Genomic DNA, 25,396 nt, shown 5'->3' with positions numbered 1-25,396 from the left:
AAGTTATAGCTATTCGCCATCACTTTGGCCAGTCCCCAAATGAGGCTAGAAGCCTTGAACTACAAGGCTCCGTGGATCCAATCGACCGCCTTCAACGCGCCATGATCTTCCAAGCGCGGTGAATCTTGCCGTTGCGGGCGAAATCCGGATCAATCGTCTTGGCGGTGATTTCTTCCACCGCATAGCGCTCGCCGAGGTTGTCCTCGAGCTGGAACTTGCGGAAATTGTTGGAGAAGTACAACACACCGCCCGGCGCCAGGCGCGCCATGGCCAGGTCCAGCAACTGGACATGGTCGCGCTGCACGTCAAACACGCCTTCCATGCGCTTGGAGTTGGAGAAGGTCGGCGGGTCGATGAAGATCAAGTCGTACTCGTCACGACTGGCTTCCAGCCAAGCCATCACGTCACCTTGCTCCAGGCGGTTCTTGTCGGAAAAACCATTGAGCGACAGGTTGCGTCGCGCCCAGTCCAGGTAGGTTTTTGACAGGTCGACGCTGGTGGTGCTCCGGGCACCGCCCTTGGCGGCGTGGACGCTGGCGGTCGCGGTGTAGCAGAACAGGTTGAGGAAACGCTTGCCGGCCGCCTCTTTCTGGATCCGCAGGCGCATCGGCCGATGATCGAGAAACAGCCCGGTGTCCAGGTAATCGGTGAGGTTGACCAGCAGCTTCACGCCGCCTTCGTTGACCTCGGTGAACTTGCCCTGGGCGCTCTGACGCTCGTACTGCTTGGTGCCGCTCTGACGCTCGCGGCGCTTGATCACCACGCGGCTCTTGTCCACGTTCAGCGCCTGGGGAATGGCCGCCAGGGCGTCGAACAGCCGGGCCGAGGCTTTTTCCGGATCGATGGACTTCGGCGCGACGTATTCCTGGACATGCACCCAGTCGTGGTAGAGGTCGATGGCCATGGAATATTCCGGCATGTCGGCGTCGTAGACCCGGTAGCAGTCCACACCTTCACGCTTGGCCCATTTACTCAGCAACTTGAGGTTCTTTTGCAGGCGATTGGCGAACATTTGCCCGCCTTCGCTCAAGCGCGCCTGCTCGACCACAGGGGCCGGCGCCGGCGCGGGTTTGATCGGGTTGCCGTTCTTGTTGTACTGGCGCTCTTGCGGTACTTCCGGGGTTTGATCGTAGGCGGCCTGCTCACGCTCGGCCTGACGCTGTTCCGGGGTGCGACGCTCGCCGGTGACGAACTGGTCCGGCAGGACCTTGATCAGCAGCAACTTGCACGGCAAGGCGCCGTTCCAGAACGAATACTGCTTGTGGCTGCGAATGCCCATGCGCTTGCCCAGGTCCGGCGCACCGGTGAACACCGCCGCCTCCCAGTTCAGGCACGCCTGGCGTAGGCGTTCGCCAAGGTTCTGGTAGAGGTAAAGCAGGCTGGCTTCGTCACCCAGACGCTCGCCGTACGGCGGGTTGCAGATCACCAGGCCCTTCTGATTCTGGTCCGGACGGGGTTCGAACGTAGCGACTTCGCCCTGATAGATCTTGATCCACTCGCTCAGGCCCGCACGCTCGACGTTATTGCGGCCCGGCTGGATCAGCCGTGGGTCGGCTTCGTAGCCACGAATCCACAACGGCGGCTTGGCCAGCCCGGCGGCGGCGCGCTCGGTGGCTTCTTCGTGGAGTTTCTTCCACAACGCCGGCACATGACCGAGCCAGGCGGTGAAGCCCCACTGCTGGCGACGCAGGTTCGGTGCCATATCGGCGGCGATCATGCCGGCTTCCACCAGGAACGTGCCGACACCGCACATCGGGTCGGCCAACGCTCCGCCTTCAGCGGCAATGCGCGGCCAACCGGCACGGATCAGGATCGCGGCGGCGAGGTTTTCCTTAAGCGGCGCGGCGCCTTGCTGCAGGCGATAACCGCGCTGGTGCAGGCTGTGGCCGGAAAGATCGAGGGAGAGGATCGCTTCGCCGCGGTCCAGGCGCAGGTGGATACGCAGGTCCGGGTTGAGCTTGTCGATGGACGGCCGCTCGCCCGATGGCGTGCGCAGCTTGTCGACGATGGCGTCCTTGACCTTCAAGGCACCGAAATGCGTGTTGTCGATGCCCGAGCCATGGCCGCTGAACTCCACGGCCAGGGTGCCATCGGCCAGCATATGGTCTTGCCAGTCGACATCCAGCACGCCGTGGTACAGGTCTTCGGCGTCCTTCATCGGGAAGCGCTTGAGCACCAGCAACACGCGGTTGGCCAAACGCGACCACAGGCACAGGCGATAGGCCGTTTCCATGTCGGCCATGCCGCGCACGGCCGAGGTGTGCTCGCGCGCCTCTTCAAGGCCAAGCCCGACGGCTTCCTCGATCAGCAGGCCTTCGAGGCCCTTGGGGCAGGTGAGGAAGAGTTCGAAACGATCGGACATGGGATTTCCAGAGCCTTTGGCTAAGTGGACCGGGCAACGCATTGCCGGGCCGGGTTCAATCAGGTGCTTTTCTCAAGAGCACCCGCGTGGCACGAAAGTGTGCCGTGCCGCCCTCGCCGCTCAGGTTAAAAGAGCTTAGATGCGAAGGCAGATAAAAAATTCTGTGCAACAAATTGTGAAAAACTCGACCCTTTCGTCGAATAGTACCTGAGTGCAACAGGAGGACATTCTCATTCGAGGGAAGGCCGCCCCCGTTGGCGCAGGGCCGATCATACAGGGGTCTTGCTCAAAAGCCGTCAACGAAGATGAAGTTACTTATCTCGCTAACATCTTTATTGTTACGTGCTTATGACAAAACGATCATTCCATCCCTGTGACGCTTTGGTTAGAACTCAACACAGGTTGACGTCGCAACGGCGTCAACACCTTGGCTCGTCACGCCGGCAACGAGCCCCCAACGGCAGAATGATTCTGCCCCGGCCTCGATAGAGGTCGACGCTAAGCAACAGTCAACAAGTGAGGGCAACACCCTATGAGAAGACTTAAGCGTGATCCGTTGGAAAGAGCATTTTTGCGTGGTTACCAATATGGCGTTGGTGGTAAATCCCGTGAGCTTTGCCCCTTTACTCTACCGTCGGTACGTCAAGCCTGGATCAATGGCTGGCGAGAAGGACGCGGCGACAACTGGGACGGTATGACCGGCACTGCGGGTATCCACAGACTCAACGAACTTCACGCCGTCGGCTGACACAGGGCTTAATACTCAAGAACTCGACAATTTGACATCCAAATCGATTTAACCACGCACGTCCCATCCGGGCGGCGGGCTACGGCCCAGGGGGCTCCTTCGAGGAGCCCTTTTTAATGCCTGGGTTTCAAGAGGTTGAGCTGCAAACACTGGTGTGGCGACACCCTGTGGGAGCAAGGCTTGCCCGCGATGAAGACGACGCGGCCTGTCTGGAACCGAGGCGACCGTATCGCGAGCAAGCTTTGCTCCCACAGAAAACCTGCTCGCCACAATAGAGCCGACCGCTCCTGAATCACCCCAACGCCGCAATCGCATCCACCGACTCACGAATCAACGCCGGCCCCTTATAGATGAAGCCCGAATAGATCTGCACCAGGCTCGCCCCGGCGGTGATCTTCTCGGCGGCGTGCTTTCCTTCGGTAATCCCCCCCGCCGCGATGATCGGCAAGCGCCCCGCCAGCTCAGCAGCCAGCACCTTCACGGTGTGAGTGCTCTTGTCACGCACTGGCGCGCCCGACAAGCCGCCCGCCTCGTCACCATGCTCCAGCCCTTCGACGCCTTCGCGACCCAGGGTCGTGTTGGTGGCGATCACCGCGTCCATGCCCGTCTCGATCAGGGCCTGGGCCACCTGGGTGGTCTCCTCGTCAGTCATGTCCGGGGCGATCTTGATCGCCAGTGGCACATGCCGGCCGTGGGTCAACGCCAGTTCCGCGCGACGTTGGGCCAGGTCGGCCAGCAGTTGCTTGAGGGAATCACCGAATTGCAGACTGCGCAGCCCTGGAGTGTTGGGGGAACTGACGTTGACGGTCACGTAGCTGGCGTGGGCGTAGACCTTGTCCAGGCAGATCAGGTAGTCGTCAACGGCGCGTTCCACCGGCGTGTCGAAGTTCTTGCCGATGTTGATACCGAGCACGCCCTTGTATTTGGCCGCGGCCACACGGGCCAGCAGGTGATCGACGCCCAGGTTGTTGAAGCCCATGCGGTTGATGATCGCCTCGGCTTGCGGCAGGCGGAACAGCCGTGGCTTGGGGTTGCCCGGCTGCGGTCGCGGGGTCACGGTACCGATTTCGACGAAACCGAAACCCAACTGGGCGAAACCGTCGATGGCCGCGCCATTCTTGTCCAGGCCCGCCGCCAACCCGACCGGGTTGGGGAATTCCAGGCCCATGACCGTCACCGGCAATTTCGCCGGGGCCTTGCACAGCAAGCCGTTGAGGCCGAGGCGTCCGCCCGCGCCGATCAAGTCCAGGGACAGGTCGTGGGAAGTTTCCGGGGAGAGTTTGAACAGCAGTTCACGGGCCAGGGTGTACATGGGCGGCTTTGACTCGGGCGACGAAATGAGGCGGCGATTATAGCCGGGCAACGGCGGCTCAAGCGAGGCGCCCGCACAAAACGATAGCGCTGGCATATGCCTTGCACCCTTTTGGTCATCAGCGCCCATGCCAGCGACGGAATGTGTGCCACATCGTTTTAAGGGACAACGGCGTCGTCGTCCGGTCTCCTGAGCCCGGACACGGCGCTTTTTTATGCGGAAGGTGATACCGATGAATGAAGTTCCAGCCAATCCCCTGGCCTGGGTCAACGGCAGCGATGCCCCGGAAAAGAGCGCGGTCAACCTCGGTTTCATGGCCTTGAGCGACTGTGCCCCGGTCGTCGTGGCCGCCACCCAGGGCTTCGCCCAACCCTACGGCTTGACCCTGAATCTCAAGCGCCAGGCGTCCTGGGCCAACCTGCGGGACAAACTGGTCAGCGGTGAAATCGATGCCGCCCACAGCCTGTATGGCCTGATCTATGCGGTGCACCTGGGCATCGGCGGAGTCGTACCGACCGACATGGCGGTGCTGATGGGGCTGAACCAGAACGGCCAGAGCATCAACCTGTCCCATGGCTTGCAGGCCCAGGGCGTGACCAGTCCTGAAGCACTGGAACGGCACGTGCACCAAACTCGCCCGAAACTGACCTTCGCCCAGACCTTCCCCACCGGCACCCACGCCATGTGGCTCTATTACTGGCTCGCCGCCCAGGGCATCCATCCCTTGTCGGATGTCGACAGCGTGGTCGTGCCTCCGCCGCAAATGATCGCCCACCTGCAAGCCGGGCGCATCGATGGGTTTTGCGTCGGCGAACCTTGGTGCGCCAGCGCGGTGAAACAGAACCTCGGCTTTACCCTGGCGACCACCCAGACCATCTGGCCCGACCACCCGGAAAAAGTCCTCGGCTGCACGCGGGCATTCGTCGAGCAATACCCCAATACCGCGCGGGCGTTGGTGATGGCGATCCTCGAAGCCAGTCGCTTCATCGAACAGAGCAGCGAAAACCGTCGCAGCACCGCGCAACTGTTGAGTGCAGCGGAATACCTCGACGCGCCGCTGGACTGCATCGAGCCGCGCCTGCTGGGCATCTATGCCGACGGCTTGGGCAACAGCTGGCAGGACCCCCACGCCATGCGCTTTCATGGCGGCGGCGAGGTGAACCTGCCGTACCTGTCCGACGGCATGTGGTTCATGACCCAGTTCCGTCGCTGGGGCTTGCTGCGCGAAGACCCGGATTACCTGGCCGTGGCTCGCGAAGTCCAGCAGCTCAAGCTCTACCGTGAAGCCTGCGGGGCGCTGGACATTGCGTCCCCGAGCCAGGACATGCGCAGCAGCCAACTGATCGACGGCACCACCTGGGACGGCTCGGACCCGGCCGGGTACGCCCGCAGCTTCAAACTGCACGCCTTGAGCGATGCGGCTCCCCTTCTCGCCAGCCGCTGACAGGAGCCACGACCATGCTGCGTATCCTGCTGATCAACGACACCGCGAAAAAAGTTGGCCGTCTCAAGGCTGCCCTGATTGAGGCCGGATTCGAAGTGATCGACGAATCCGGGCTGACCATCGACTTGCCGGCGCGCGTCGAAACGGTGCGTCCGGACGTGATCCTGATCGATACCGAGTCACCCGGGCGCGATGTGATGGAGCAAGTGGTGCTGGTCAGTCGCGACCAACCACGACCAATCGTCATGTTTACCGACGAGCACGACCCCAATGTGATGCGCCAGGCGATCAAGTCGGGCGTCAGCGCCTATATCGTCGAAGGCATCCATGCCGCGCGCCTGCAACCGATCCTCGACGTGGCCATGGCCCGCTTCGAAAGCGACCAGGCCCTGCGCGCCCAGCTCTTGGCCCGGGACCAGCAACTGGCCGAACGCAAGCGCATTGAACTGGCCAAGGGCATGCTGATGAAGATGAAGGAGTGCAACGAGGAACAGGCCTACACCCTGATGCGCCGCCAGGCCATGAGCCGCCAGCAGAAGCTGATACAGGTGGCGGAGCAAATCATTGCCATGAATGAACTGCTGGGCTGAAGGCTTGTAGCGCCGGGCCTGCCCCCATCGCGAGCAGGCTCGCTCCCACAGTTCCGAGCACACCTCAGGTCCCTGTGGGAGCGGGCTTGCTCGCGAAAGCGGTCTTACTTCCAAGATTGATATCGACTGACCCACCGTCTTCGCGAGCAAGCCCGCTCCCACAGGGTTTGCGGGGTGAGCACGACATTTGCGAACAACCACAATCCCTGTGGGAGCGAGCCTGCTCGCGATAGCCCTCCCACCAATCCCTCCTGTTGGCACAGATCTCGCTTAAGCAATCCCACAGGTAACCAACGGCGGTTGCCCCACCTACGACAAAGACGTCGCACACCCTTCTTGCCTCTCTGGCGATCCGGGTTGCGGCGTTTTTTTGTTTTGGCCCCTCGGGGCCGGTGGTGCGACCACAGGCGGCGCACTGCTCAAAGCACTGACTCATTTCTCGAGACTTTTACAGCTGAGGTGCGCGATGAATTCAAGCTTCTGGAAATCCGGCCACACCCCGACACTGTTCGCGGCCTTTCTTTATTTCGACCTGAGTTTCATGGTCTGGTACCTGCTCGGCCCCCTGGCCGTGCAGATCTCCGCCGACCTGCACCTGACCACCCAACAACGCGGCCTGATGGTGGCGACACCGATCCTGGCCGGCGCCGTGCTGCGCCTGTTCATGGGCCTGCTGGCCGACCGGATCTCGCCAAAAACCGCCGGCATGGTCGGCCAGGTGATCGTGATCGGTGCGCTGTTCTGCGCCTGGAAACTGGGCATCCACAGCTACGAACAAGCGCTGCTGCTGGGCCTGTTCCTCGGCGTGGCCGGCGCCTCATTCGCCGTCGCCCTGCCGCTGGCCTCCCAGTGGTATCCGCCGCAACACCAGGGCAAGGCCATGGGCATCGCTGGCGCCGGTAACTCGGGCACCGTGCTCGCGGCGTTGATCGCACCGGTCATGGCCGTGGCCTTCGGCTGGAGCAACGTGTTCGGCTTCGCACTGATCCCGCTGGTGCTGACCCTGGTCCTCTTCGCCTGGCTGGCCAAGAACGCCCCCGAGCGGCCGAAAGCCAAATCCATGGCCGACTACCTCAAGGCCCTGGGCGACCGTGACAGCTGGTGGTTCATGTTCTTCTACAGCGTGACCTTCGGCGGCTTCATCGGCCTGGCCAGCGCCCTGCCCGGCTACTTCAACGACCAATATGGCCTGAGCCCCGTCACCGCCGGCTACTACACCGCTGCCTGCGTCTTCGGCGGCAGCCTGATGCGTCCCCTGGGCGGCGCCCTGGCGGACCGTTTTGGTGGCATCCGCACCTTGCTGGGCATGTACACGGTCGCAGCCATCTGCATCGCCGCGGTGGGCTTCAACCTGCCGAGCTCCTACGCGGCACTGGCCCTGTTCGTTTGCACCATGCTCGGTTTGGGTGCGGGCAACGGCGCGGTGTTCCAACTGGTGCCCCAACGCTTCCGTCGCGAAATCGGTGTGATGACTGGGCTGATCGGCATGGCCGGCGGCATCGGTGGCTTCGCCCTGGCGGCGGGCATGGGCGCGATCAAGCAAAGCACCGGCAGCTATCAACTGGCCCTGTGGTTGTTCGCCAGCCTCGGTGTCCTGGCCTGGTTCGGCCTGCACGGCGTCAAGCGTCGCTGGAGAACCACTTGGGGTTCGGCGGCTGTCACTGCTGCTCGGGTATAACCTGCAACCATGAGCCTGCAATTGAGTTTCGCCGAGGCCAGCGCCATCGGCCCGCGGGAGGAAAACCAGGACGCCCTGCGCCTGGTCACGCCCGCCCCGGCCCTGGCTGCCAGCAAGGGTTACCTGTTCGCCATCGCCGACGGCGTGAGCCAATGCGCCGATGGTGGGCTGGCCGCCCGTTCGACCTTGCAGGCCCTGGCCCTGGACTACTATTCCACGCCGCAAACCTGGGGCGTGGCCCAGGCCTTGGATCGGCTGTTGCTGGCCCAGAACCGCTGGCTGCAGGCCAACGGTGGCGGGCAACCGCTGCTCACCACCGTCAGCGCCCTGGTCCTGCGGGGCCGGCGCTTCACCCTCGCGCATGTCGGTGATTGCCGGGTCTATCGCTGGCACGCCGATCACCTGCAACGGGTCAGCGAAGATCACGTCTGGGAACAGCAAGGCATGCAACACGTGCTGAAGCGGGCCCTGGGATTGGATCAACACCTGATCCTCGACTTTCTCGACGGCGAATTGCGCACCGACGAAACCTTCGTGTTGCTCAGCGACGGTGTCTGGGCGGTCCTGGGGGACACGGCCATCGCCGGCATCCTGCGCGACCAACCGGACCTGGACCTCGCGGCGCAGACGCTGGTCAACGCCGCGCACCTGGCCGGCAGCCAGGACAATGCCAGCGCATTGCTGGTGCGGGTCGATGCAGTGGGCGAAGCCAGCATTGGCGATGCCCTGATCCAGCTGCAGCAATGGCCCCTGCCACCGGCGCTGAAACCGGGCCAGGTGTTCGAAGGCTGGCAGATCGAAAGCCTGCTCGGCCAGAGCCAGCAATCATTGCTCTATAGGGTCCGCGACGGCCAAGGCCAACCTTGGCTGCTGAAAACCTTGCCCGTGCAGCTACGGGACGATAGCCGGGCCGGTCAAGCCTTGCTCTCAGAGGAATGGTTTCTCAAGCGCGTCGCCGGGCGGCAGTTTCCCGAGGTCCATGGCGTTCCCCAGCGCCAGCATTTGTACTATGTGATGCGTGAATACTCGGGCGCGACCCTGGCCGAGCTGTTCAATCAGGGCGGACCGTTGCCCCTGGCTCAATGGCAGGACCTGGCGCAACGGCTGGTACGGGCGGTGGGCCTGCTGCATCGACGGCAGATCTACCACCGCGACATCAAGCCGGAAAACCTGCACCTGGGCGACGACGGCGAATTGCGCTTGCTGGATTTCGGCCTGGCCTACTGCCCGGGACTGTCCGAGGACCAGGCCAACGTCTTGCCCGGCACACCCAGCTACATTGCCCCGGAAGCCTTTGGCGGCACCGCACCCACGGCGCAACAGGATTTGTATGCCGTCGGCGTGACCTTGTATTTCCTGCTGACCGGGCATTATCCCTACGGTGAAATCGAAGCCTTCCAACGCCCACGCTTTGGCGTGCCAGTCAGTGCCAGCCGCTATCGGCCGGACCTGGCCGAATGGCTTGGGCAAAGCCTGGAACGCGCGGTCGCGGCGGATCCGATGCAGCGTTTTGAGACGGCCGAGGAATGGTTGTTGCTGCTGGAACAGGGCGAACGCCGCAGCTTGAGCGTCAGGCCCAGGCCGCTGCTGGAAAGGGAGCCGCTGAAGGTTTGGCGGACGTTGGCGCTGGTGTCGTTGGTGGTGAATGTGGTGCTGTTGTTTTTGGTATTTCACAGCTGAGATCCGGTCGCGCCCATCGCGAGCAAGCTTTGCTCCCACAGCAGATCTCCTATGGCAGCAGATACTCTGTGGGAGCAAAGCTTGCTCGCGATGGCGACCGGCCTGCCACTACAAGGCTATCGGCTGCCGCGCTCCATTACCGGGCAACACGCTTTGATTCGGTGCAATAAATCCCTCCCCAACCCGCTCAACCAGCCCGCCGCTCAATAAATCCGCGCCTTCGCGCCAGTTGGCACAACCACTGCATTACCTACACCACCATACATAAAGCAACGCCTCCAACGATGAAGGCGGTGCTTCCCGAGAGAACGGGACCAGGACAAAGGTGTCCTCGCTAGCTTGCTAGCGGGACGCCTTTTTTTGTGTTCGTAAAAAATTGCCGAGCCAGTCCGATCACCGTGATGAACGGACATGAGCTTGCGGAGAACCCTGATGAAAAAACTCAAACTGGTGATGATCGGCAACGGCATGGCCGGGGTTCGAACCCTCGAGGAACTGCTCAAGCTGAGCAACGAGCTGTACGACATCACGGTGTTCGGCGCCGAGCCCCACACCAACTACAACCGCATCCTGCTCTCGCCGGTGCTGGCCGGTGAGCAGACGTTCGAAGAGATCGTGCTCAACGACCTGAGCTGGTACCTGGACAACAACATCAAGCTGCTGCTCAACCGCAAAGTGGTGGAGATCGACCGGGTCAAGCGCCGCGTCATCGCCGAAGACGGCAGCGAAGCCGAATACGACCGCCTGCTGATCGCCACCGGCTCCACACCGTTCATCCTGCCGATCCCCGGCAACACCCTGGAAGGCGTGATCGGCTACCGCGACATCGCCGACACCCAGGCCATGATCGACACCGCCAAGACCCACAAGCACGCCGTGGTCATCGGTGGCGGCCTGCTCGGCCTGGAAGCCGCCAACGGTTTGAAGCTGCGGGGTATGGACGTGACCGTCGTCCACATCGGTGAATGGCTGCTGGAACGGCAACTGGACAAGACCAGCGGCCAACTGCTGCAAACCGCCCTGGAAAACCGTGGCCTGAAATTCCGCCTCAGCGAACAGACCCAGGCCCTGCACGACGCCGGCAATGGTCGGGTCGGCTCGGTCCAGTTCAAGAACGGCGACATCATCCCCGCCGACCTGGTGGTGATGGCCGCCGGCATTCGTCCCAATACCGAACTGGCGGAAAAATCCGGCATCCCCTGCAACCGTGGGATCCTGGTCAATGACACGATGCAGACCTACGATCCACGCGTTTATGCCATTGGTGAGTGCGCCAGCCATCGCGGCACCGCCTACGGCCTGGTGGCGCCGCTGTTCGAACAGGCCAAGGTCTGCGCCAACCACCTCGCGCAATTGGGCTTTGCCACTTACAAGGGTTCGGTCACGTCGACCAAGTTGAAAGTCACCGGCATCGATCTGTTCTCCGCCGGCGACTTCATGGGCGGCGAAGGCACCGAGACCATTACCCTTTCCGACCCGATCGGCGGCGTCTACAAGAAATTGGTGATCAAGGATGACGTGCTGGTGGGTGCCTGCCTGTACGGTGATACCGCGGACGGCGGCTGGTATTTCCGCCAGATCCGTGAGAACCATGGCATCAGCGAGATTCGCGATCATTTGATGTTCGGGGAGAACGCCCTGGGCGACGTCGGCCACCAAGGCCAGGACAAAGCCATGAGCATGGCCGACACCGCCGAAGTCTGCGGCTGCAACGGCGTGTGCAAGGGCACCATCGTCAAGGCGATCCAAGAGCACGGGCTGTTCAGCGTCGATGATGTGAAAAAACACACCAAGGCCGCCAGCTCCTGCGGCTCTTGCGCCGGCCTGGTGGAGCAGATCCTGATCAACACCGTGGGCGGTGCGGCGGACGTCAAGCCAAAAAGCGAAAAAGCCATCTGCGGTTGCAGCGACCTCAACCACGGCCAGATCCGCCAAGCGATCCGCGACCAGCACCTGCTGACCATCGCCGGCACCATGAGCTACCTGAACTGGCGCACCCCGAACGGCTGCGCCACCTGCCGCCCGGCGTTGAACTACTACTTGATTTCCACCTGGCCCGGCGAGGCCCACGACGATCCACAGTCGCGCCTGATCAACGAACGCGCCCACGCCAACATCCAGAAAGACGGCACCTACTCGGTGGTCCCGCGGATGTGGGGCGGCGTGACCAACCCCTCCGAGCTGCGGCGCATTGCCGACGTCGCCGATAAATACAACGTGCCGATGGTCAAGGTCACCGGCGGCCAGCGCATCGACTTGCTGGGCATCAAGAAACAAGACTTGCCCGGCGTCTGGAAAGACCTCGACATGCCGTCCGGCCATGCCTACGGCAAGTCCATCCGCACCGTGAAGACTTGCGTGGGCAGCGAGTTCTGCCGCTTCGGTACGCAGAACTCCACCCAGTTGGGCATCGAGCTGGAACACGACCTGTTCAATATGTGGTCGCCGCACAAGGTGAAGCTGGCGGTCTCCGGTTGCCCACGCAACTGCTCGGAAGCCGGGATCAAGGACGTTGGCATTATCGGCGTCGATTCCGGCTGGGAGATGTACATCGGCGGCAACGGCGGGATCAAGACCGAAGTCGCGGAGTTCTTCGTCAAGCTCAAGACCGCCGAGGAAGTGCGTGAATACAACGGCGCGTTCCTGCAGTTGTACCGCGAGGAAGCCTTCTACCTCGAACGCACCGTGCATTACATGCAGCGGGTCGGCATGGAGCACATCAAGAAAGCCGTGCTGGAAGACCCCGAGCGGCGCAAGGCCCTCCACGAGCGCCTGAAGTTTTCCCTGTCGCTGGAACAAGACCCTTGGAAACAACGCCTGGAACAGCCTCAGTTGAAGAAAGAGTTCGAAGTCATCCCCGTGAAGAACCTGGAGGTGCCGGCATGAACTGGCTGGATATCTGCGCTTTGGAAGAGATCAACATCCTCGGTTCGCGCATCATTAATGGCCCCAAGGGCGATATCGCGATTTTCCGTACCAGCGACGACGAAGTATTCGCCCTCGATGACCGTTGCCCGCACAAGGGTGGTCCGCTGTCCCAAGGATTGGTCTACGGCAAACGCGTGGCCTGCCCGCTGCATAACTGGCAGATTGACTTGGAAACCGGCCTGGCCCAGGCCCCGGACGTGGGCTGCGCCCATCATCATTCGGCCAGGGTCGAAAACGGCCGGGTGCAACTGGCCCTGCGGGACGCAAGCTGATGAACCGCCAAATCACTGCCTCGACCTGCTGTTATTGCGGGGTCGGCTGCGGCGTCCTGATCGAGCATGACGGCGAGCGCATCCTCGGCGTCAGCGGCGATCCCGCCCACCCGGCCAACTTCGGCAAACTGTGCAGCAAGGGTTCGACCCTGCACCTGACCGGCGACCTCGCCGCCCGCGCCCTGTACCCGGAGCTGCGCCTGGGCAAAGGCCTGGCCCGGGCCCGCACCGACTGGAACAGCGCCCTGGATCACGCCGCCAGCGTCTTCGCCGACACCATCGCCGAGCACGGCCCCGACAGCGTGGCGTTCTACATCTCCGGCCAGTTGTTGACCGAGGACTACTACGCCTTCAACAAACTCGCCCGGGCATTGGTGGGTACCAACAATATCGACAGCAATTCGCGGCTGTGCATGTCTTCTGCCGTGGTGGGCTACAAGCGCAGCCTCGGTGCCGACGCCCCACCCTGCAGCTACGAAGACCTGGAGTTGAGCGACTGTGTGATGATCGTCGGCAGTAACATGGCCTACGCCCATCCCATCCTCTTTCGCCGCCTCGAAGAGGCAAAATCCCGCCGGCCGCAGATGAAAATCATCGTCATCGACCCCCGGCGCACCGACACCTGCGACCTGGCGGACCTGCACCTGGCGATCTTGCCGGGCACCGATGTCGCTTTGTTCCATGGGATTTTGCACCTGCTGCTGTGGGAAGACTGGGTCGACCGCGACTTCATCAAGGCCCATACCGAAGGTCTGGCGGACCTGAAGAACCTGGTCCGCGACTACACCCCGGCGATGGTCGCGCAGTTGTGCGGCATCAGCGTCGAACAACTGCACCAGTGTGCCGAATGGGTTGGCACGTCGCCGAGCTTCCTGTCGTTGTGGTGCATGGGCCTGAACCAGTCCACCGCCGGCAGCGCGAAAAACAGCGCGCTGATCAACCTGCACCTGGCCACCGGGCAGATCGGCCGGCCGGGGGCGGGCCCGTTCTCGCTGACCGGCCAGCCCAACGCCATGGGCGGCCGGGAAACCGGCAGTCTGTCGAACCTGCTGCCGGGCCATCGCGAAGCCGCCAACCCGGAGCATCGTGCCGACGTCGCCCGTTATTGGGGTGTGGAGCAATTGCCCGCCACCACCGGCTTGAGCGCCATCGAGCTGTTCGAGCAGGTGCGCAGCGGCAAGATCAAGGCCTTGTGGATCGCCTGCACCAACCCGGCCCAGTCAATGCCCGACCAGACGGCCGTACGTGAGGCCCTGCAAGCCTGCCCGTTCGTGGTATTGCAGGAAGCCTTCCGCACCACCGAGACCGCCGCCTTCGCCGATCTACTGTTGCCGGCGGCCAGTTGGGGCGAGAAAGAAGGTTCGGTGACCAACTCCGAACGACGTATTTCCCACGTCCGTCGGGCCATCGACGCACCCGGTGAAGCGCGTCCGGACTGGGCAATCACCGTGGATTTCGCACAACGCCTGGAGAAACGTCTGCGCCCGGGCCAGCCCAGTCTGTTCGCCTTTGACACCCCGGCCCAACTGTTCGATGAGTACAAACAGCTGACCCGTGGCCGCGACCTGGACCTGTCCGGCATCAGCCACGCGCTGATCGATCAACTCGGCCCTCAGCAATGGCCCTTCCCGGACGGCGCCACGGTTGGAACGGCGCGTTTGTACGTGGACGGGATTTTTCCTACCGACAGTGGCCGTGCCCGGTTTGTGGCCGAACCCTATCGTGCCGCCAAGGAACTGCGTGACGCACGCTACCCACTGACGTTGAACACCGGTCGACTGCGGGACCAATGGCACGGCATGAGCCGTACCGGTACCGCCGCGCAGTTGTTTGGTCATGTGAACGAAGCCGTGCTCAGCCTGCATCCCGACGAACTGCTCCGGCATCGCTTGCAAGCGGGCGACCTGGTCAACCTCAAGAGCCGTCGGGGCAGCGTGATCGTGGCCGTGGACAGCGACGACAGCGTGCGCCCCGGCCAGGCGTTCCTGCCCATGCACTGGGGTGATCGGTTCCTCAAGGGCGGCGTGAATACCCTGACGCAACCGGCCTTCGACCCCTTGTCGAAACAACCGGAACTCAAGCACAGCGGCGTGCGCCTGGAACCGGTGAACCTGCCTTGGCAGCTTTTCGCCTTGATCGAAGGCGATGTTCAACAGCATCTGGAGACGTTACGCCCCCTGTGCGAGGCGTTTTCCTACGTCAGCCTGAGCCTGACCGGCCGTGAACGTCCCGCACTGCTGATTCGCGCTGCCAGCGCCGTCTCGCCCGAACCGCAACTGCTCCAGGCCATCGACGAGCAATTGGGCCTGATCGACGGGCCGGTGCTGGCCTACGACGACCCGCGTCGCTCCATCGGTAAACGGGTGCGCATCGAAAACGGTCGCATCACCGCCATTCGCCTGGCCGGCGAAACCCTAGCCCGGCACTGGTTGCAAAACTTATGGTTTGAAGGTCGGGCCGATGAGCAACTGCGGCGCTGGCTGCTGGCGCCGTTGAGCGCGCCGCCGGGCAATGTCGGCGCCGCAACGGGTGGCAGTAAAACGCTGTGCAACTGCATGAACGTCAGCCAGCGTGCGATCTGCGCAGGCATCGAGCGTGGCCTGGACTTGCAGGGGCTCAAACAGGAACTGGGCTGTGGCACGCAATGCGGCTCCTGCGTACCGGAAATCAAGCGCCTGCTGGTTGCCACCGCGCAACCGTTGGCGGCTATCTCGTGAGGAAAACACTATGAACGCAAAAGTCTGGCTGGTGGGTGCAGGTCCTGGTGACCCTGAATTGTTGACCCTCAAAGCCGTGCGCGCCTTGGGCGAGGCTGACGTGGTGCTGATCGACGATCTGGTCAATGCCGCGGTGCTGGAGCATTGCCCCGCTGCGCGCGTGATCGCCGTGGGCAAGCGCGGCGGCTGCCGTTCCACCCCCCAGGCCTTCATTCATCGGCTGATGCTGCGTTATGCCCGCCAGGGCAAATGCGTGGTACGCCTCAAGGGTGGCGACCCATGCATCTTCGGCCGCGGTGGTGAAGAGGCACAATGGCTGCGCGAGCATGGCGTTGAGGTGGAGCTGGTTAATGGCATCACAGCCGGCCTCGCCGGGGCGACCCAATGCGATATTCCACTGACCCTGCGCGGGATAGCCCGGGGCGTGACCCTGGTCACGGCCCACACCCAGGACGGCAGCAGCCTGAACTGGCAAGCCCTGGCCCAAAGCGGTACGACGCTGGTGGTGTACATGGGCGTGGCGAAACTGAGCGAGATTCGTGAGCAATTGCTGGCCGGTGGCCTGGCGGCGGACACACCTGTCGCCATGATCGAAAACGCCTCCCTGCCCCACCAGCGTGACTGCCGCAGCGACCTGGCCTCGATGGAAGCCGATGCCAGCGCCTTCCAGCTCAAGAGCCCGGCGATCCTGGTAATTGGCGCCGTGGCCGAAGCAGCCGAACTGGCCGCCTCACCGCCGGCTTGGACCCAGGTTCGCGCCCTCTAGCAGACACCCCAAAACCTGTGGGAGCGAGCTTGCTCGCGATAACGGTGGTTCAGTTAGACATACATTGACTGACACACCGCCATCGCGAGCAGGCTCGCTCCCACAATTGGAACGGGGTATGACCGAAGAGCCAGGTCGGCTGCCAGGCCGCCATCGCGAGCAAGCTTTGCTCCCACAGATCTGATGGGTGTACGACCGAAAGAGCCAGGTCGGCTCTCAGGCCGCCTCGCTTTTGCTTTTGATCTGGAGGCCCCGTTAACCACGCTGGCCGAACGCAGGCATTGTGGAGTGGGCAATCCGGCATGGATGCCGGGTTAGCCGCGCTGGGCCATGGATGGCCCTTCGCGGCGGGCCCACGGAGCAATGCCGGAGTGAGGGCATGCCGAGCCCTAGCGAGGCACCGAGTGGTGGGGCAAAGCCTTTTTGGTTACTTTTTTGGCGTCTGAAAAAAGTGACCCGCCGTAAGGGCGGAACCCTAAGCAGCCGTTACCGCAGCAACGGATATGTACCCGATCAAGCCATCATACCGCATCGCGAGCAAGCTTTGCTCCCACAGGTCTCCCACAGGTCTTGTGTTCCCCCCATCTCCATAAATCGCAGGCAAAGAAAAGCCCGGCCGAGGCCGGGCTTTTCCAAAGCTGTGGGCTAATTACTTAGCTTGAGCTTCAACCTGCGCTTCTACGCGACGGTTAACTGCACGACCAGCGTCAGTGGCGTTGTCGGCAACTGGGCGGGATTCGCCGTAGCCAACAGACTGAACGCGGGACGATTCAACACCGTACTGGTTGGTCAGAACGTTCTTAACGGCGTTTGCACGACGCTCAGACAGCTTCTGGTTGTAAGCGTCAGGACCGACGGAGTCAGTGTGACCTTCAACAGTAGTGCTGGTAGCTGGGTACTGCTTCATGAAATCAGCCAGGTTCTTGATGTCGCCATAGCTGTTTTCTTTAACGACCGACTTGTCGAAGTCGAACTTGACGTCCAGCTCAACACGAACGACTTCAGCAACAGCTGGGCAGCCATCAGCGTCAACAGTTACGTTGGCTGGGGTGTCAGGGCACTTGTCGACGTTGTCGCACACGCCATCGTTGTCGCTGTCGGAGCAGACTTCAGCAGGTGCTGGAACTGGAGCAGCAGCTGGCTTGGAGCCGCCACCGAAGTTCACACCGATACCAACGCTAGGCGCCCACTCGGTGTCGCCCTGGTCGATGTTGTACTGAGCTTCAACGCCAGCACGGGCGTAGAAGTTGTCAGTGAAATACAGCTTGGCGCCGCCACCAACGTTGGCGAAGGTAGAACGGTTACGACCGTTGCTGCCATTCTGGTCGATGCTCTGGTCGGAGAAACCGGCCGAAACATAAGGACGCAGCATGTCGCCTGGGTTGTTGAAGTGGTACAGAGCGTCCAGAGCGGTGTTCGCGCCCTTAACGTTAGTACCGTCTTCGGTACGTGCGTTGTGCACTTCGTCGTAGGCCAGACGCAGTTCAACGTCGTCGGTCAGGAAGTAACCAACCGAACCGCCGAACAGGTTGCCGTTGTTCTTGAAATCACGAGCGCTGTCGAACATTTCTTTCTTGGCGAAGCCTTCGATTTCAACTGCGCCTTGGCCTTGTGCCAGAGCGCCGAACGAAGTGGCAGCAATCAAAGAACCAATGGCAAAGCCCAAGGTGTTTTTCAGTTTCATCCGTTAAATCCCCATCTGGTGATTGTGAAGCAGTCCCGCAAACCGGGGGACAACTCGGCGGCAAGTCTATCAGAACTTGCCTACACGTAAGAGATATTTGCGCCGAACTAAGTTTCAGCAATGCCCGCAAATTTCTCACGCAATTTGTCAAGAGCGCGCTTGTAACGCATTTTTGTCGCGCTCAAACCCATATGCATTATGTCTGCGATCTCCTGGAATTCCAGCTCTGCGACAAATCGTAGCACCAGAATTTCCCGGTCGATCGGGTTTACATAGACCAGCCAGCGATCGAGTCCACCCTTTTCCTCGGGCTTGGGCGCCTTATCTTCCGACGCTTCCTCGAGAGGGTCCAGGCTCAACGCGTCCATCAAGCGACGCTTTCGCCGTTCCTTGCGGTACTGGGTGATGCATTCGTTGTACGTGATGCTATAAAGCCATGTCTTGAACTTCGATTTCCCCTCGAAGTTCTTCAGGCCATACAGCACCTTCAACATCACCTCCTGACAGACATCGTCAGCATCACGATCGTTCCCGAGATAACGCGCACAAACGTTAAATAAAGTTCTCTGGTAACGACGCATTAACTCTTCATAGGCGCGTGTTACGTGAAACAGCTCCGTATGCGCGCGCGCGACCAACTCCTCATCGGAGAGATCACGGGGGTCGTAGCGCGTGGATAGCGATTGGGGTTTGTTCAAAACAAGTCGGGCCGACAGTCTAGGTCAATGTGCGCCGCAGCCTGGGCTAGCAGGCATTTCGCGGCGGCATACATTAGCAGGGTTTGCCGGGTTAGCGGCTACTCACATGCTGTTCCAGCAAGATCCGATTGGAAAGCGACACCAACTCGCCCTCCTCGGTCAGCAATGTGGTTTTCACCGTGCCGATCTCTTCGATCTGGCCTTCGACCTCGCCAACACGCACTTGTTGCCCAACCTCATACAATTCACGCACATAGATTCCCGCAAGAATCTGACCGGCGATTTCCCGGCTTCCCAACCCCATTGCCAGCGCAACCGCCAGACCAACGGTAATCAACACGATTACGATCACATGGTTGAGCAGGTCAGTCTTGACCTCCAACTGGCTGATCGCCACCGAAATACTGATGATAATCACCAGGCCCTGGGCGATACGCCCCACGCCAGCGGCGTAGTCCAGCCCAACGCCTTCGGCCGCACCGCGTACCAGCCCATTGGCCAGTTGCGCCAGCAGGACACCGACCAGCAACACCAGCGCGGCACCAAAAACCTTCGGCAGATACAACGCCAGCATATCGAGCGTAGCCGAAACTCGCTCAAGGCCGAGGGATTCTGCCGCGGAAACCAGGAAAATCAGCAATACGAACCAGTACACGATCTTGCCGACCAGGGTCGAGATCGGCACTTGAATGCCGCCACGGGACAGCAGCTTGGTCAGGCCGGTGCCGCCCATCAGGCGATCAAGACCCAGCTTGGCGAGCAGCTTGGACAGCAGCGTGTCCAGCAACTTGGCCACGACAAAACCCAGCAACAGCACCACCAGGGCGCCGAAGAGGTTCGGGATGAAGTTAGCTACCTTGGTCCACAACGCAGTCATTGCCGTGACGAGGCTCTGGGTCCAGAGATCAAGTTCCATATTCAATCAGCCTTATCAGCGGTGCGAGTAACAGGTTTACGGCGGGAAACCGGCGAGACATGGGCCGATCCATTATTCAGGGCGATCATCAGCGCGGGCAACCAGCGGCCCAGCAGGCTGAACAGATCGCCCGCGCCGACCTGGCGGTTGGCGGTTTTCAGTACACGTCCCAAGCATGCGTCGTCGTCCCGGCTGGACGGCGAAGCCTTGAGCATGTCGCGCAAAGACTGTTCAAACGGATCGTGCATACGCACCTCTCGTGATGTCTGTGGAAGACGCGATCATATTTCGTCGGGTCACATGAAACCCCATCACACCCAGCGCAAACGGCGGAACAACCACCACTGCCCCGTCGCGACGCAGATCATCAGCAGGCAGGCGACCATGAAACCGTAGGGGCTTTCGGAAAACGGAATGCCGCCGACGTTGATCCCCAAAAGGCCGGTGAGAAAACTCATCGGCAGGAAAATCCCGGTGATGATGCCGAAGCGGTACATGGTGCGGTTCATGCGCACCGACAGGCGCCGGTCTTCGGCCTCCAGCACAAGCCCCACGCGCTCTCGGGTCAATTCAAGCTCTTCGAGATAACGGGTCAGGCTGTTGTTCAATTCGTTCCAATAGTCGCCATCGTCCTCGACGAACCAGGGCAACTTGATCCGCGACATCTGGCCAAAGATATCCCGTTGTGGCGCCAGGAATCGCTTGAGTCCGGCAGCCCTTCGACGGATGTGCAAAATGGCGTCATGCTCGGGAGCATACCGTTCGTCGGCGTCGAGTTTTTCTTCCTCGCCATCGACGATTTCCGAGAGGCAAGTGACCAGGTCCTGCACCTTGTCGGTGAGGTATTGCGCCATATAAAGGATGAGTTCGGAAGCGTTCTCGGGCCCCTTGCCCTCGGCCAGTTGCGCCAACAGTTCATCGGTGGCGCGCAACGGTCGCAGACGCAGGGAGATCACCCGCTGGGCGGACGCGAAGATCCGCACCGAGACCATGTCTTCAGGCTCGGCGCCCGGGTTGAGGTTGATCCCCCGCAGGAACAGCAGCAGTTCGGCGTTGGGCAACGGCAACAGGCGCGGCCGGGTGTTCTCTTCCAGCAGCAGGTCGCAGTTGAATTCGCTCAGGCCGCTGGATTTGCGCAGCCAGGTGTGGGTTTGCGGATGACTGCGATCCCAGTGCAGCCACAAGCTTTCGTGGGCTTGCAGCTGCAAATCGTCGAGTTCGGTCCGGGCTATGGAACGCGCGCCGCCTTTACCGTCCAGCACCAGGGCATGCACCAGCCCCCATTGCGCGTTTTCTTCCTCGAACATCCTCATCCCTTATGGCTGCGGTCTTTATTCAGGCATCTTCAGTGGGCTTGGCGAAACGATCACGCCGTTGTTGTCGGCATAGACATACTCGCCCGGGCGGAACGTCACGCCGGCAAAGGTCACCGCTATATTGAGCTCGCCGACACCACGCCGGTCGGTCTTCATCGGATGGCTGGCCAGGGCCTGGACCCCGAGGTCGGTCTGGGCGATGACGTCGACGTCGCGAATACAGCCGTAGATCACCAAGCCTTCCCAGCCATTCTTGGCCGCTTTCTCGGCCAACATGTCACCCAGCAGGGCCCGGCGCAGCGACCCGCCGCCATCCACAACCAGCACTTTACCCTTGCCATCGAGTTCAACCTGCTCCTTGACCCGCGAGTTGTCCTCGAAGCACTTGATGGTCACGATTTCGCCGCCGAAGGAATCGCGGCCACCGAAATTGCTGAACATCGGCTCTAGCACCTGCACCAGGTCCGGGTAGGCGTCGCACAGGTCGGGCGTGAGGTAATGGTTCATCGAACAACTCCTGAAAGGCTGGAACGTCAGATTGAATGAGCAACCGTTTGTGACCGGAACCGCTTGAAGCGTCATATCTTAGCCGCAAGCAGACCAGAGCGAAATGCCCTTGTCAGAGCCTTCGCCTCAAACCGCCTCGGCCAACTGGGACTGTTCACCCAGCAAGGGCGCCTGCTGATCCTCGAGCCAGCGCGCCACCAACGGCCAGACCTCAAGGTGGGCGGCCTTGCTGACCAGCATCTCGACGTGACCGAAATCGTCAGTGAAACCCTGTCCTCGACCCAGGCAGACAAACTGCTTGTGCGTGGAACCGATCTGATCGAAGAGTTTGCGGCACGCCCAAGTCGGGTCCTGGTGATCGCCGGCGGCACTCACCGCCAGCACCGGCAACCGGACATCGGCCAACCCGGCCCACCAGTTCTTCTCGGCATCGCCGAAACGCCCGAACAGGCCGTACCAGCGCATGCTTTCCAGGGCCAGGCCGATGGGCTCGTCCTCGGGGCCGCGCTTGAGCCTTGAACCGGACAATTGGGCAAAACGCTTGAGAATGAAGCGACCACTCCATTCCACCGGCGGGATCTTCAGCGGCCAATAGGTGCGGCTGACCTGGGTGCCGAAAAACGCCGCGGATGCCACCGCGGGCTCGCCCAGGTAGTGGCCGCCCAAGGCTGCCGCCAGGGTAATGCCCCCCAGGGAATGACCGATCCAATGGGGCACTTGTCCGCTCTGCTCTCGCACGAAGGCGCCGATGGCCGGCAGATCGTAACGGGCGTAGTCAGCCACCCGATTGTGGCGATAACCCTGGTTACGCTGGGATAAGCCATGGCCGCGCATTTCGGGAATCCACACATCGAATCCCAGGCGCGTCAGGTACGCGCCCAGGCCGAGGCCTTTGGGCGAATACCAGAAGCGTCGGTTGGAAAAACTGCCGTGCAACAAAATCACCGGGACACCACGGGTTTCGCCGGGATCAGCCATGCCCAGCCGGGTGACGGCCAGTTCGACGCTGGCGTCCGGGCTGTTGCCGGGTTTCAAGCGATAGACATCTTCGCTCAGATCACCGCGCCGCTCGGCGCTGATCAGGGCGACAGGAAAGAGGTTGCTGCTGCTTTGCATAATCTTCTTGCACAAAAAAGGGCGGCATCCTTGTGGAGCCCGCCCTACTTCAATCAAAAGGGGCCATATGACTGAAACACTGTTCAAAAATGAAACCGTGGCGAGGGAGCTTGCTCCCCCTGGGCTGCGCAGCAGCCCCTTTCTTTGTGAGTGCTCCGCACTCAAGCGGGAGCAAGCTCCCTCGCCACAATGAACTTCATCAGCCTTTGAATGAACAGTATTACCGTAGACCGCCCCTTCACTCGATCAGACCGCAGCCTGCCCCTCGGCCAGGAAGAACCAGGTTTCCAGCACGGAGTCCGGGTTCAACGAAACGCTTTCGATGCCCTGCTCCATCAGCCATTTGGCCAGGTCCGGGTGGTCCGAAGGGCCCTGGCCGCAGATGCCGATGTACTTGCCGGCCTTGTTGCAGGCGGCGATGGCATTGGCCAGCAGCTTCTTGACTGCCGGGTTACGCTCGTCGAACAGGTGGGCGATGATCCCGGAATCACGGTCCAGGCCCAGGGTCAGCTGGGTCAGGTCGTTGGAACCGATGGAGAAACCGTCGAAGAACTCAAGGAATTCTTCAGCCAGGATGGCGTTGGACGGCAGCTCGCACATCATGATCACGCGCAGGCCATTGTCGCCACGGGCCAGGCCGTTTTCCGCCAGCAGGTCGACGACCTGGCTCGCCTCGCCCAGGGTCCGCACGAACGGCACCATGATCTCGACGTTCGTCAGGCCCATCTCGTTGCGCACGCGCTTGAGGGCGCGGCATTCGAGTTCGAAGCAATCGCGGAACGATTCGCTGATGTAGCGCGACGCACCACGGAAGCCCAGCATCGGGTTCTCTTCTTCCGGCTCGTAGAGCTTGCCGCCGATCAGGTTGGCGTATTCGTTGGACTTGAAGTCCGACAGGCGCACGATGACCTTTTTCGGCCAGAACGCCGCCGCCAGGGTGCTGATGCCTTCCACCAGCTTCTCGACGTAGAAACCGACCGGATCGTCGTAGCCGGCAATGCGCTTGTCGACGCTGTCCTTGATGTCCTGCGGCAGGCCGTCGTAGTTCAGCAGTGCCTTGGGGTGCACGCCGATCATGCGGTTGATGATGAATTCCAGGCGGGCCAGGCCCACGCCGGCGTTCGGCAACTGCGCGAAGTCGAAGGCGCGATCCGGGTTGCCGACGTTCATCATGATCTTGAACGGCAGCTCCGGCATGGCGTCCACGGAGTTCTTCTTGATGTCGAAGCCCAGTTCGCCCTCGAAGATGTAGCCGGTGTCGCCTTCGGCGCAGGAAACGGTCACGCCCTGGCCGTCCTTGAGCAGTTGGGTGGCGTTACCGCAACCCACCACGGCCGGGATCCCCAGTTCACGGGCGATGATCGCCGCGTGGCAGGTACGCCCGCCACGGTTGGTGACGATGGCGCTGGCGCGCTTCATCACCGGTTCCCAGTCCGGGTCGGTCATGTCGGAGACCAATACGTCGCCGGCCTGGACCTTGTCCATCTCCGAGACGTCCTTGATGATCCGCACCTTGCCCGCGCCGATGCGCTGGCCGATGGCCCGGCCTTCCACCAGCACAGTGCCGGTTTCCTTGAGCAGGTAGCGCTCCATGACGTTGGCCTGGGTGCGGCTCTTCACGGTTTCCGGACGGGCCTGCACGATATACAGCTTGCCGTCGTCACCGTCCTTGGCCCACTCGATGTCCATCGGGCACTTGTAGTGCTGCTCGATGATCATCGCCTGCTTGGCCAGCTCGCTGACTTCGGCGTCGGTCAGGCAGAAACGCGCGCGCTCGGCCTTGTCCACGTCGACGGTCTTCACCGAGCGACCGGCCTTGGCTTCGTCGCCGTAGATCATCTTGATGGCCTTGCTGCCCAGGTTGCGGCGCAGAATGGCCGGACGACCGGCTTGCAGCGTGCCTTTGTGAACGTAGAACTCATCCGGGTTCACCGCGCCCTGCACGACGGTTTCACCCAGGCCGTAGGCGCCGGTGATGAACACCACGTCACGGAAGCCCGACTCGGTGTCGAGGGTGAACATCACGCCGGCGGTGCCGGTTTCGGAGCGGACCATGCGCTGCACACCGGCGGACAGGGCGACCAACTTGTGATCGAAGCCCTGGTGCACGCGGTAGGAAATGGCACGGTCGTTGAAGAGGGAGGCGAAGACTTCCTTGGCGGCACGGATGACGTTTTCCACACCACGGATGTTCAGGAAGGTTTCCTGCTGGCCGGCGAAGGAGGCATCCGGCAAGTCTTCGGCGGTGGCCGAGGAACGCACGGCGACGGCGATGTCGGGATTGCCTTCGGACAGTTTGGCGAACGCGGTGCGGATCTCGGCGTTCAGTTTCTCGGGGAACTCGGCTTCCATGATCCATTGGCGGATCTGGGCACCGGTCTTGGCCAGGGCATTGACGTCGTCGACGTCCAGGGCATCGAGCGCATCGTGGATCTGCTTGTTCAGGCCGCTCAGTTCCAGGAAATCACGATAAGCCTGGGCGGTCGTGGCGAAGCCACCTGGCACCGAGACGCCGGCACCGGCGAGGTTGCTGATCATCTCGCCCAGGGATGCGTTCTTGCCCCCCACATGCTCCACATCATGGACGCCGAGCTTATCGAGGGAAACTACGTACTCTACCAAGGTGATCTCTCCACTAACTGTGTTGGAAAAGCTCAAGGCA

General features: G+C 61.7%; 19 protein-coding genes. 9 read left to right on the top strand and 10 right to left on the bottom strand.

The features are described from left to right. Positions 1 to 91 precede the first annotated feature (91 nt). On the bottom strand, positions 92 to 2,362 hold the full coding sequence (gene rlmKL, locus J3361_RS18830) for a bifunctional 23S rRNA (guanine(2069)-N(7))-methyltransferase RlmK/23S rRNA (guanine(2445)-N(2))-methyltransferase RlmL (RefSeq protein ID WP_207965844.1): 2,271 nt from the start codon (positions 2,360 to 2,362) through the stop codon (positions 92 to 94). Between the two features lie 532 nt (positions 2,363 to 2,894). Here rlmKL and J3361_RS18825 point away from each other — a divergent pair. Beyond that, entirely contained in the window at positions 2,895 to 3,110 is a 216-nt protein-coding gene (locus J3361_RS18825; RefSeq protein WP_003223300.1) for a ribosome modulation factor, read from the top strand. A 292-nt stretch (positions 3,111 to 3,402) separates the two neighbouring features. On the opposite strand, the gene J3361_RS18820 is transcribed toward J3361_RS18825, so the two are convergent. Beyond that, entirely contained in the window at positions 3,403 to 4,422 is a 1,020-nt protein-coding gene (locus J3361_RS18820) for a quinone-dependent dihydroorotate dehydrogenase (protein ID WP_207965843.1), read from the bottom strand. Positions 4,423 to 4,654: 232 nt separating this feature from the next. Between J3361_RS18820 and J3361_RS18815 the strand changes: the two genes are divergently transcribed. The 8 genes from J3361_RS18815 to cobA all read left to right on the top strand — a co-directional run bounded on the left by J3361_RS18815 (position 4,655) and on the right by cobA (position 16,497). Then, the gene (locus J3361_RS18815; protein WP_207965842.1) at positions 4,655 to 5,866 is read left to right on the top strand and encodes a CmpA/NrtA family ABC transporter substrate-binding protein; all 1,212 of its coding nucleotides are present in this window, start codon (positions 4,655 to 4,657) and stop codon (positions 5,864 to 5,866) included. A gap of 14 nt (positions 5,867 to 5,880) precedes the next feature. Next, positions 5,881 to 6,456: an ANTAR domain-containing protein gene (locus J3361_RS18810; protein ID WP_003199539.1), complete on the top strand. Its 576-nt coding sequence runs from the start codon at positions 5,881 to 5,883 to the stop codon at positions 6,454 to 6,456. Positions 6,457 to 6,922: 466 nt separating this feature from the next. Next, positions 6,923 to 8,134, top strand: coding sequence for a nitrate/nitrite transporter (locus tag J3361_RS18805; RefSeq protein ID WP_207965841.1), 1,212 nt, complete (start codon positions 6,923 to 6,925; stop codon positions 8,132 to 8,134). A gap of 9 nt (positions 8,135 to 8,143) precedes the next feature. Then, positions 8,144 to 9,814, top strand: coding sequence for a bifunctional protein-serine/threonine kinase/phosphatase (locus J3361_RS18800; protein ID WP_207965840.1), 1,671 nt, complete (start codon positions 8,144 to 8,146; stop codon positions 9,812 to 9,814). 432 nt (positions 9,815 to 10,246) lie between these two features. Continuing rightward, positions 10,247 to 12,700, top strand: coding sequence for a nitrite reductase large subunit NirB (gene nirB, locus J3361_RS18795; protein WP_207965839.1), 2,454 nt, complete (start codon positions 10,247 to 10,249; stop codon positions 12,698 to 12,700). Then, entirely contained in the window at positions 12,697 to 13,014 is a 318-nt protein-coding gene (gene nirD / locus J3361_RS18790) for a nitrite reductase small subunit NirD (RefSeq protein WP_186705301.1), read from the top strand. Before nirB ends, nirD begins: the two co-directional genes overlap by 4 nt. Beyond that, on the top strand, positions 13,014 to 15,731 hold the full coding sequence (locus J3361_RS18785; protein WP_207965838.1) for a nitrate reductase: 2,718 nt from the start codon (positions 13,014 to 13,016) through the stop codon (positions 15,729 to 15,731). The genes nirD and J3361_RS18785 overlap by 1 nt, the downstream gene beginning before the upstream one ends. A 10-nt stretch (positions 15,732 to 15,741) precedes the next feature. Beyond that, positions 15,742 to 16,497 carry a uroporphyrinogen-III C-methyltransferase gene (cobA, locus tag J3361_RS18780; protein WP_207965837.1) on the top strand — a complete coding sequence of 252 codons (756 nt, stop codon included), beginning with the start codon at positions 15,742 to 15,744 and terminating at the stop codon, positions 16,495 to 16,497. A gap of 649 nt (positions 16,498 to 17,146) precedes the next feature. Here cobA and J3361_RS18775 read toward each other — a convergent pair. From J3361_RS18775 to ppsA, 8 genes are all read right to left on the bottom strand, one after another. Further along, entirely contained in the window at positions 17,147 to 18,181 is a 1,035-nt protein-coding gene (locus J3361_RS18775; protein ID WP_186705304.1) for an OmpA family protein, read from the bottom strand. Positions 18,182 to 18,288: 107 nt separating this feature from the next. Beyond that, positions 18,289 to 18,879, bottom strand: coding sequence for an RNA polymerase sigma factor SigX (gene sigX / locus J3361_RS18770; protein ID WP_003183614.1), 591 nt, complete (start codon positions 18,877 to 18,879; stop codon positions 18,289 to 18,291). 91 nt (positions 18,880 to 18,970) lie between these two features. After that, positions 18,971 to 19,795 (bottom strand): mechanosensitive ion channel domain-containing protein, encoded by an 825-nt coding sequence (locus J3361_RS18765; RefSeq protein ID WP_003199523.1) that lies wholly within the window; start codon positions 19,793 to 19,795, stop codon positions 18,971 to 18,973. 2 nt (positions 19,796 to 19,797) lie between these two features. Next, a complete protein-coding gene (locus tag J3361_RS18760; protein WP_014337331.1) occupies positions 19,798 to 20,043 on the bottom strand; it encodes a hypothetical protein in 246 nt (81 codons plus the stop codon). Between the two features lie 63 nt (positions 20,044 to 20,106). Then, positions 20,107 to 21,102 carry a zinc transporter ZntB gene (locus J3361_RS18755; RefSeq protein ID WP_207965836.1) on the bottom strand — a complete coding sequence of 332 codons (996 nt, stop codon included), beginning with the start codon at positions 21,100 to 21,102 and terminating at the stop codon, positions 20,107 to 20,109. 24 nt (positions 21,103 to 21,126) lie between these two features. Beyond that, entirely contained in the window at positions 21,127 to 21,618 is a 492-nt protein-coding gene (rraA, locus tag J3361_RS18750) for a ribonuclease E activity regulator RraA (protein ID WP_207965835.1), read from the bottom strand. 126 nt (positions 21,619 to 21,744) lie between these two features. After that, complete coding sequence (locus J3361_RS18745) at positions 21,745 to 22,734, bottom strand: alpha/beta fold hydrolase (RefSeq protein ID WP_207965834.1); 990 nt, start codon at positions 22,732 to 22,734, stop codon at positions 21,745 to 21,747. Between the two features lie 246 nt (positions 22,735 to 22,980). Then, positions 22,981 to 25,356, bottom strand: coding sequence for a phosphoenolpyruvate synthase (gene ppsA, locus J3361_RS18740; RefSeq protein WP_186705308.1), 2,376 nt, complete (start codon positions 25,354 to 25,356; stop codon positions 22,981 to 22,983). Between the last annotated feature and the right edge of the window lie 40 nt (positions 25,357 to 25,396).

It is taken from the genome of Pseudomonas sp. OA65 (assembly GCF_017498305.1).
Lineage (GTDB): Bacteria > Pseudomonadota > Gammaproteobacteria > Pseudomonadales > Pseudomonadaceae > Aquipseudomonas > Aquipseudomonas zanjanensis.
This window is presented reverse-complemented; position numbering and strand designations above follow the sequence as displayed.

Bases quoted from the DNA above. Each gene is read 5' to 3' on its own strand.
- J3361_RS18775 (WP_186705304.1), bottom strand. From the start codon at position 18,181: ATGAAACTGAAAAACACCTTGGGCTTTGCCATTGGTTCTTTGATTGCT.
- J3361_RS18760 (WP_014337331.1), bottom strand. From the start codon at position 20,043: ATGCACGATCCGTTTGAACAGTCTTTGCGCGACATGCTCAAGGCTTCG.
- J3361_RS18825 (WP_003223300.1), top strand. From the start codon at position 2,895: ATGAGAAGACTTAAGCGTGATCCGTTGGAAAGAGCATTTTTGCGTGGT.
- J3361_RS18800 (WP_207965840.1), top strand. From the start codon at position 8,144: ATGAGCCTGCAATTGAGTTTCGCCGAGGCCAGCGCCATCGGCCCGCGG.
- J3361_RS18810 (WP_003199539.1), top strand. From the start codon at position 5,881: ATGCTGCGTATCCTGCTGATCAACGACACCGCGAAAAAAGTTGGCCGT.
- nirB (WP_207965839.1), top strand. From the start codon at position 10,247: ATGAAAAAACTCAAACTGGTGATGATCGGCAACGGCATGGCCGGGGTT.
- cobA (WP_207965837.1), top strand. From the start codon at position 15,742: ATGAACGCAAAAGTCTGGCTGGTGGGTGCAGGTCCTGGTGACCCTGAA.
- nirD (WP_186705301.1), top strand. From the start codon at position 12,697: ATGAACTGGCTGGATATCTGCGCTTTGGAAGAGATCAACATCCTCGGT.
- J3361_RS18755 (WP_207965836.1), bottom strand. From the start codon at position 21,102: ATGTTCGAGGAAGAAAACGCGCAATGGGGGCTGGTGCATGCCCTGGTG.
- J3361_RS18820 (WP_207965843.1), bottom strand. From the start codon at position 4,422: ATGTACACCCTGGCCCGTGAACTGCTGTTCAAACTCTCCCCGGAAACT.
- J3361_RS18805 (WP_207965841.1), top strand. From the start codon at position 6,923: ATGAATTCAAGCTTCTGGAAATCCGGCCACACCCCGACACTGTTCGCG.
- J3361_RS18785 (WP_207965838.1), top strand. From the start codon at position 13,014: ATGAACCGCCAAATCACTGCCTCGACCTGCTGTTATTGCGGGGTCGGC.
- rlmKL (WP_207965844.1), bottom strand. From the start codon at position 2,362: ATGTCCGATCGTTTCGAACTCTTCCTCACCTGCCCCAAGGGCCTCGAA.
- rraA (WP_207965835.1), bottom strand. From the start codon at position 21,618: ATGAACCATTACCTCACGCCCGACCTGTGCGACGCCTACCCGGACCTG.
- J3361_RS18815 (WP_207965842.1), top strand. From the start codon at position 4,655: ATGAATGAAGTTCCAGCCAATCCCCTGGCCTGGGTCAACGGCAGCGAT.
- J3361_RS18765 (WP_003199523.1), bottom strand. From the start codon at position 19,795: ATGGAACTTGATCTCTGGACCCAGAGCCTCGTCACGGCAATGACTGCG.
- J3361_RS18745 (WP_207965834.1), bottom strand. From the start codon at position 22,734: ATGCAAAGCAGCAGCAACCTCTTTCCTGTCGCCCTGATCAGCGCCGAG.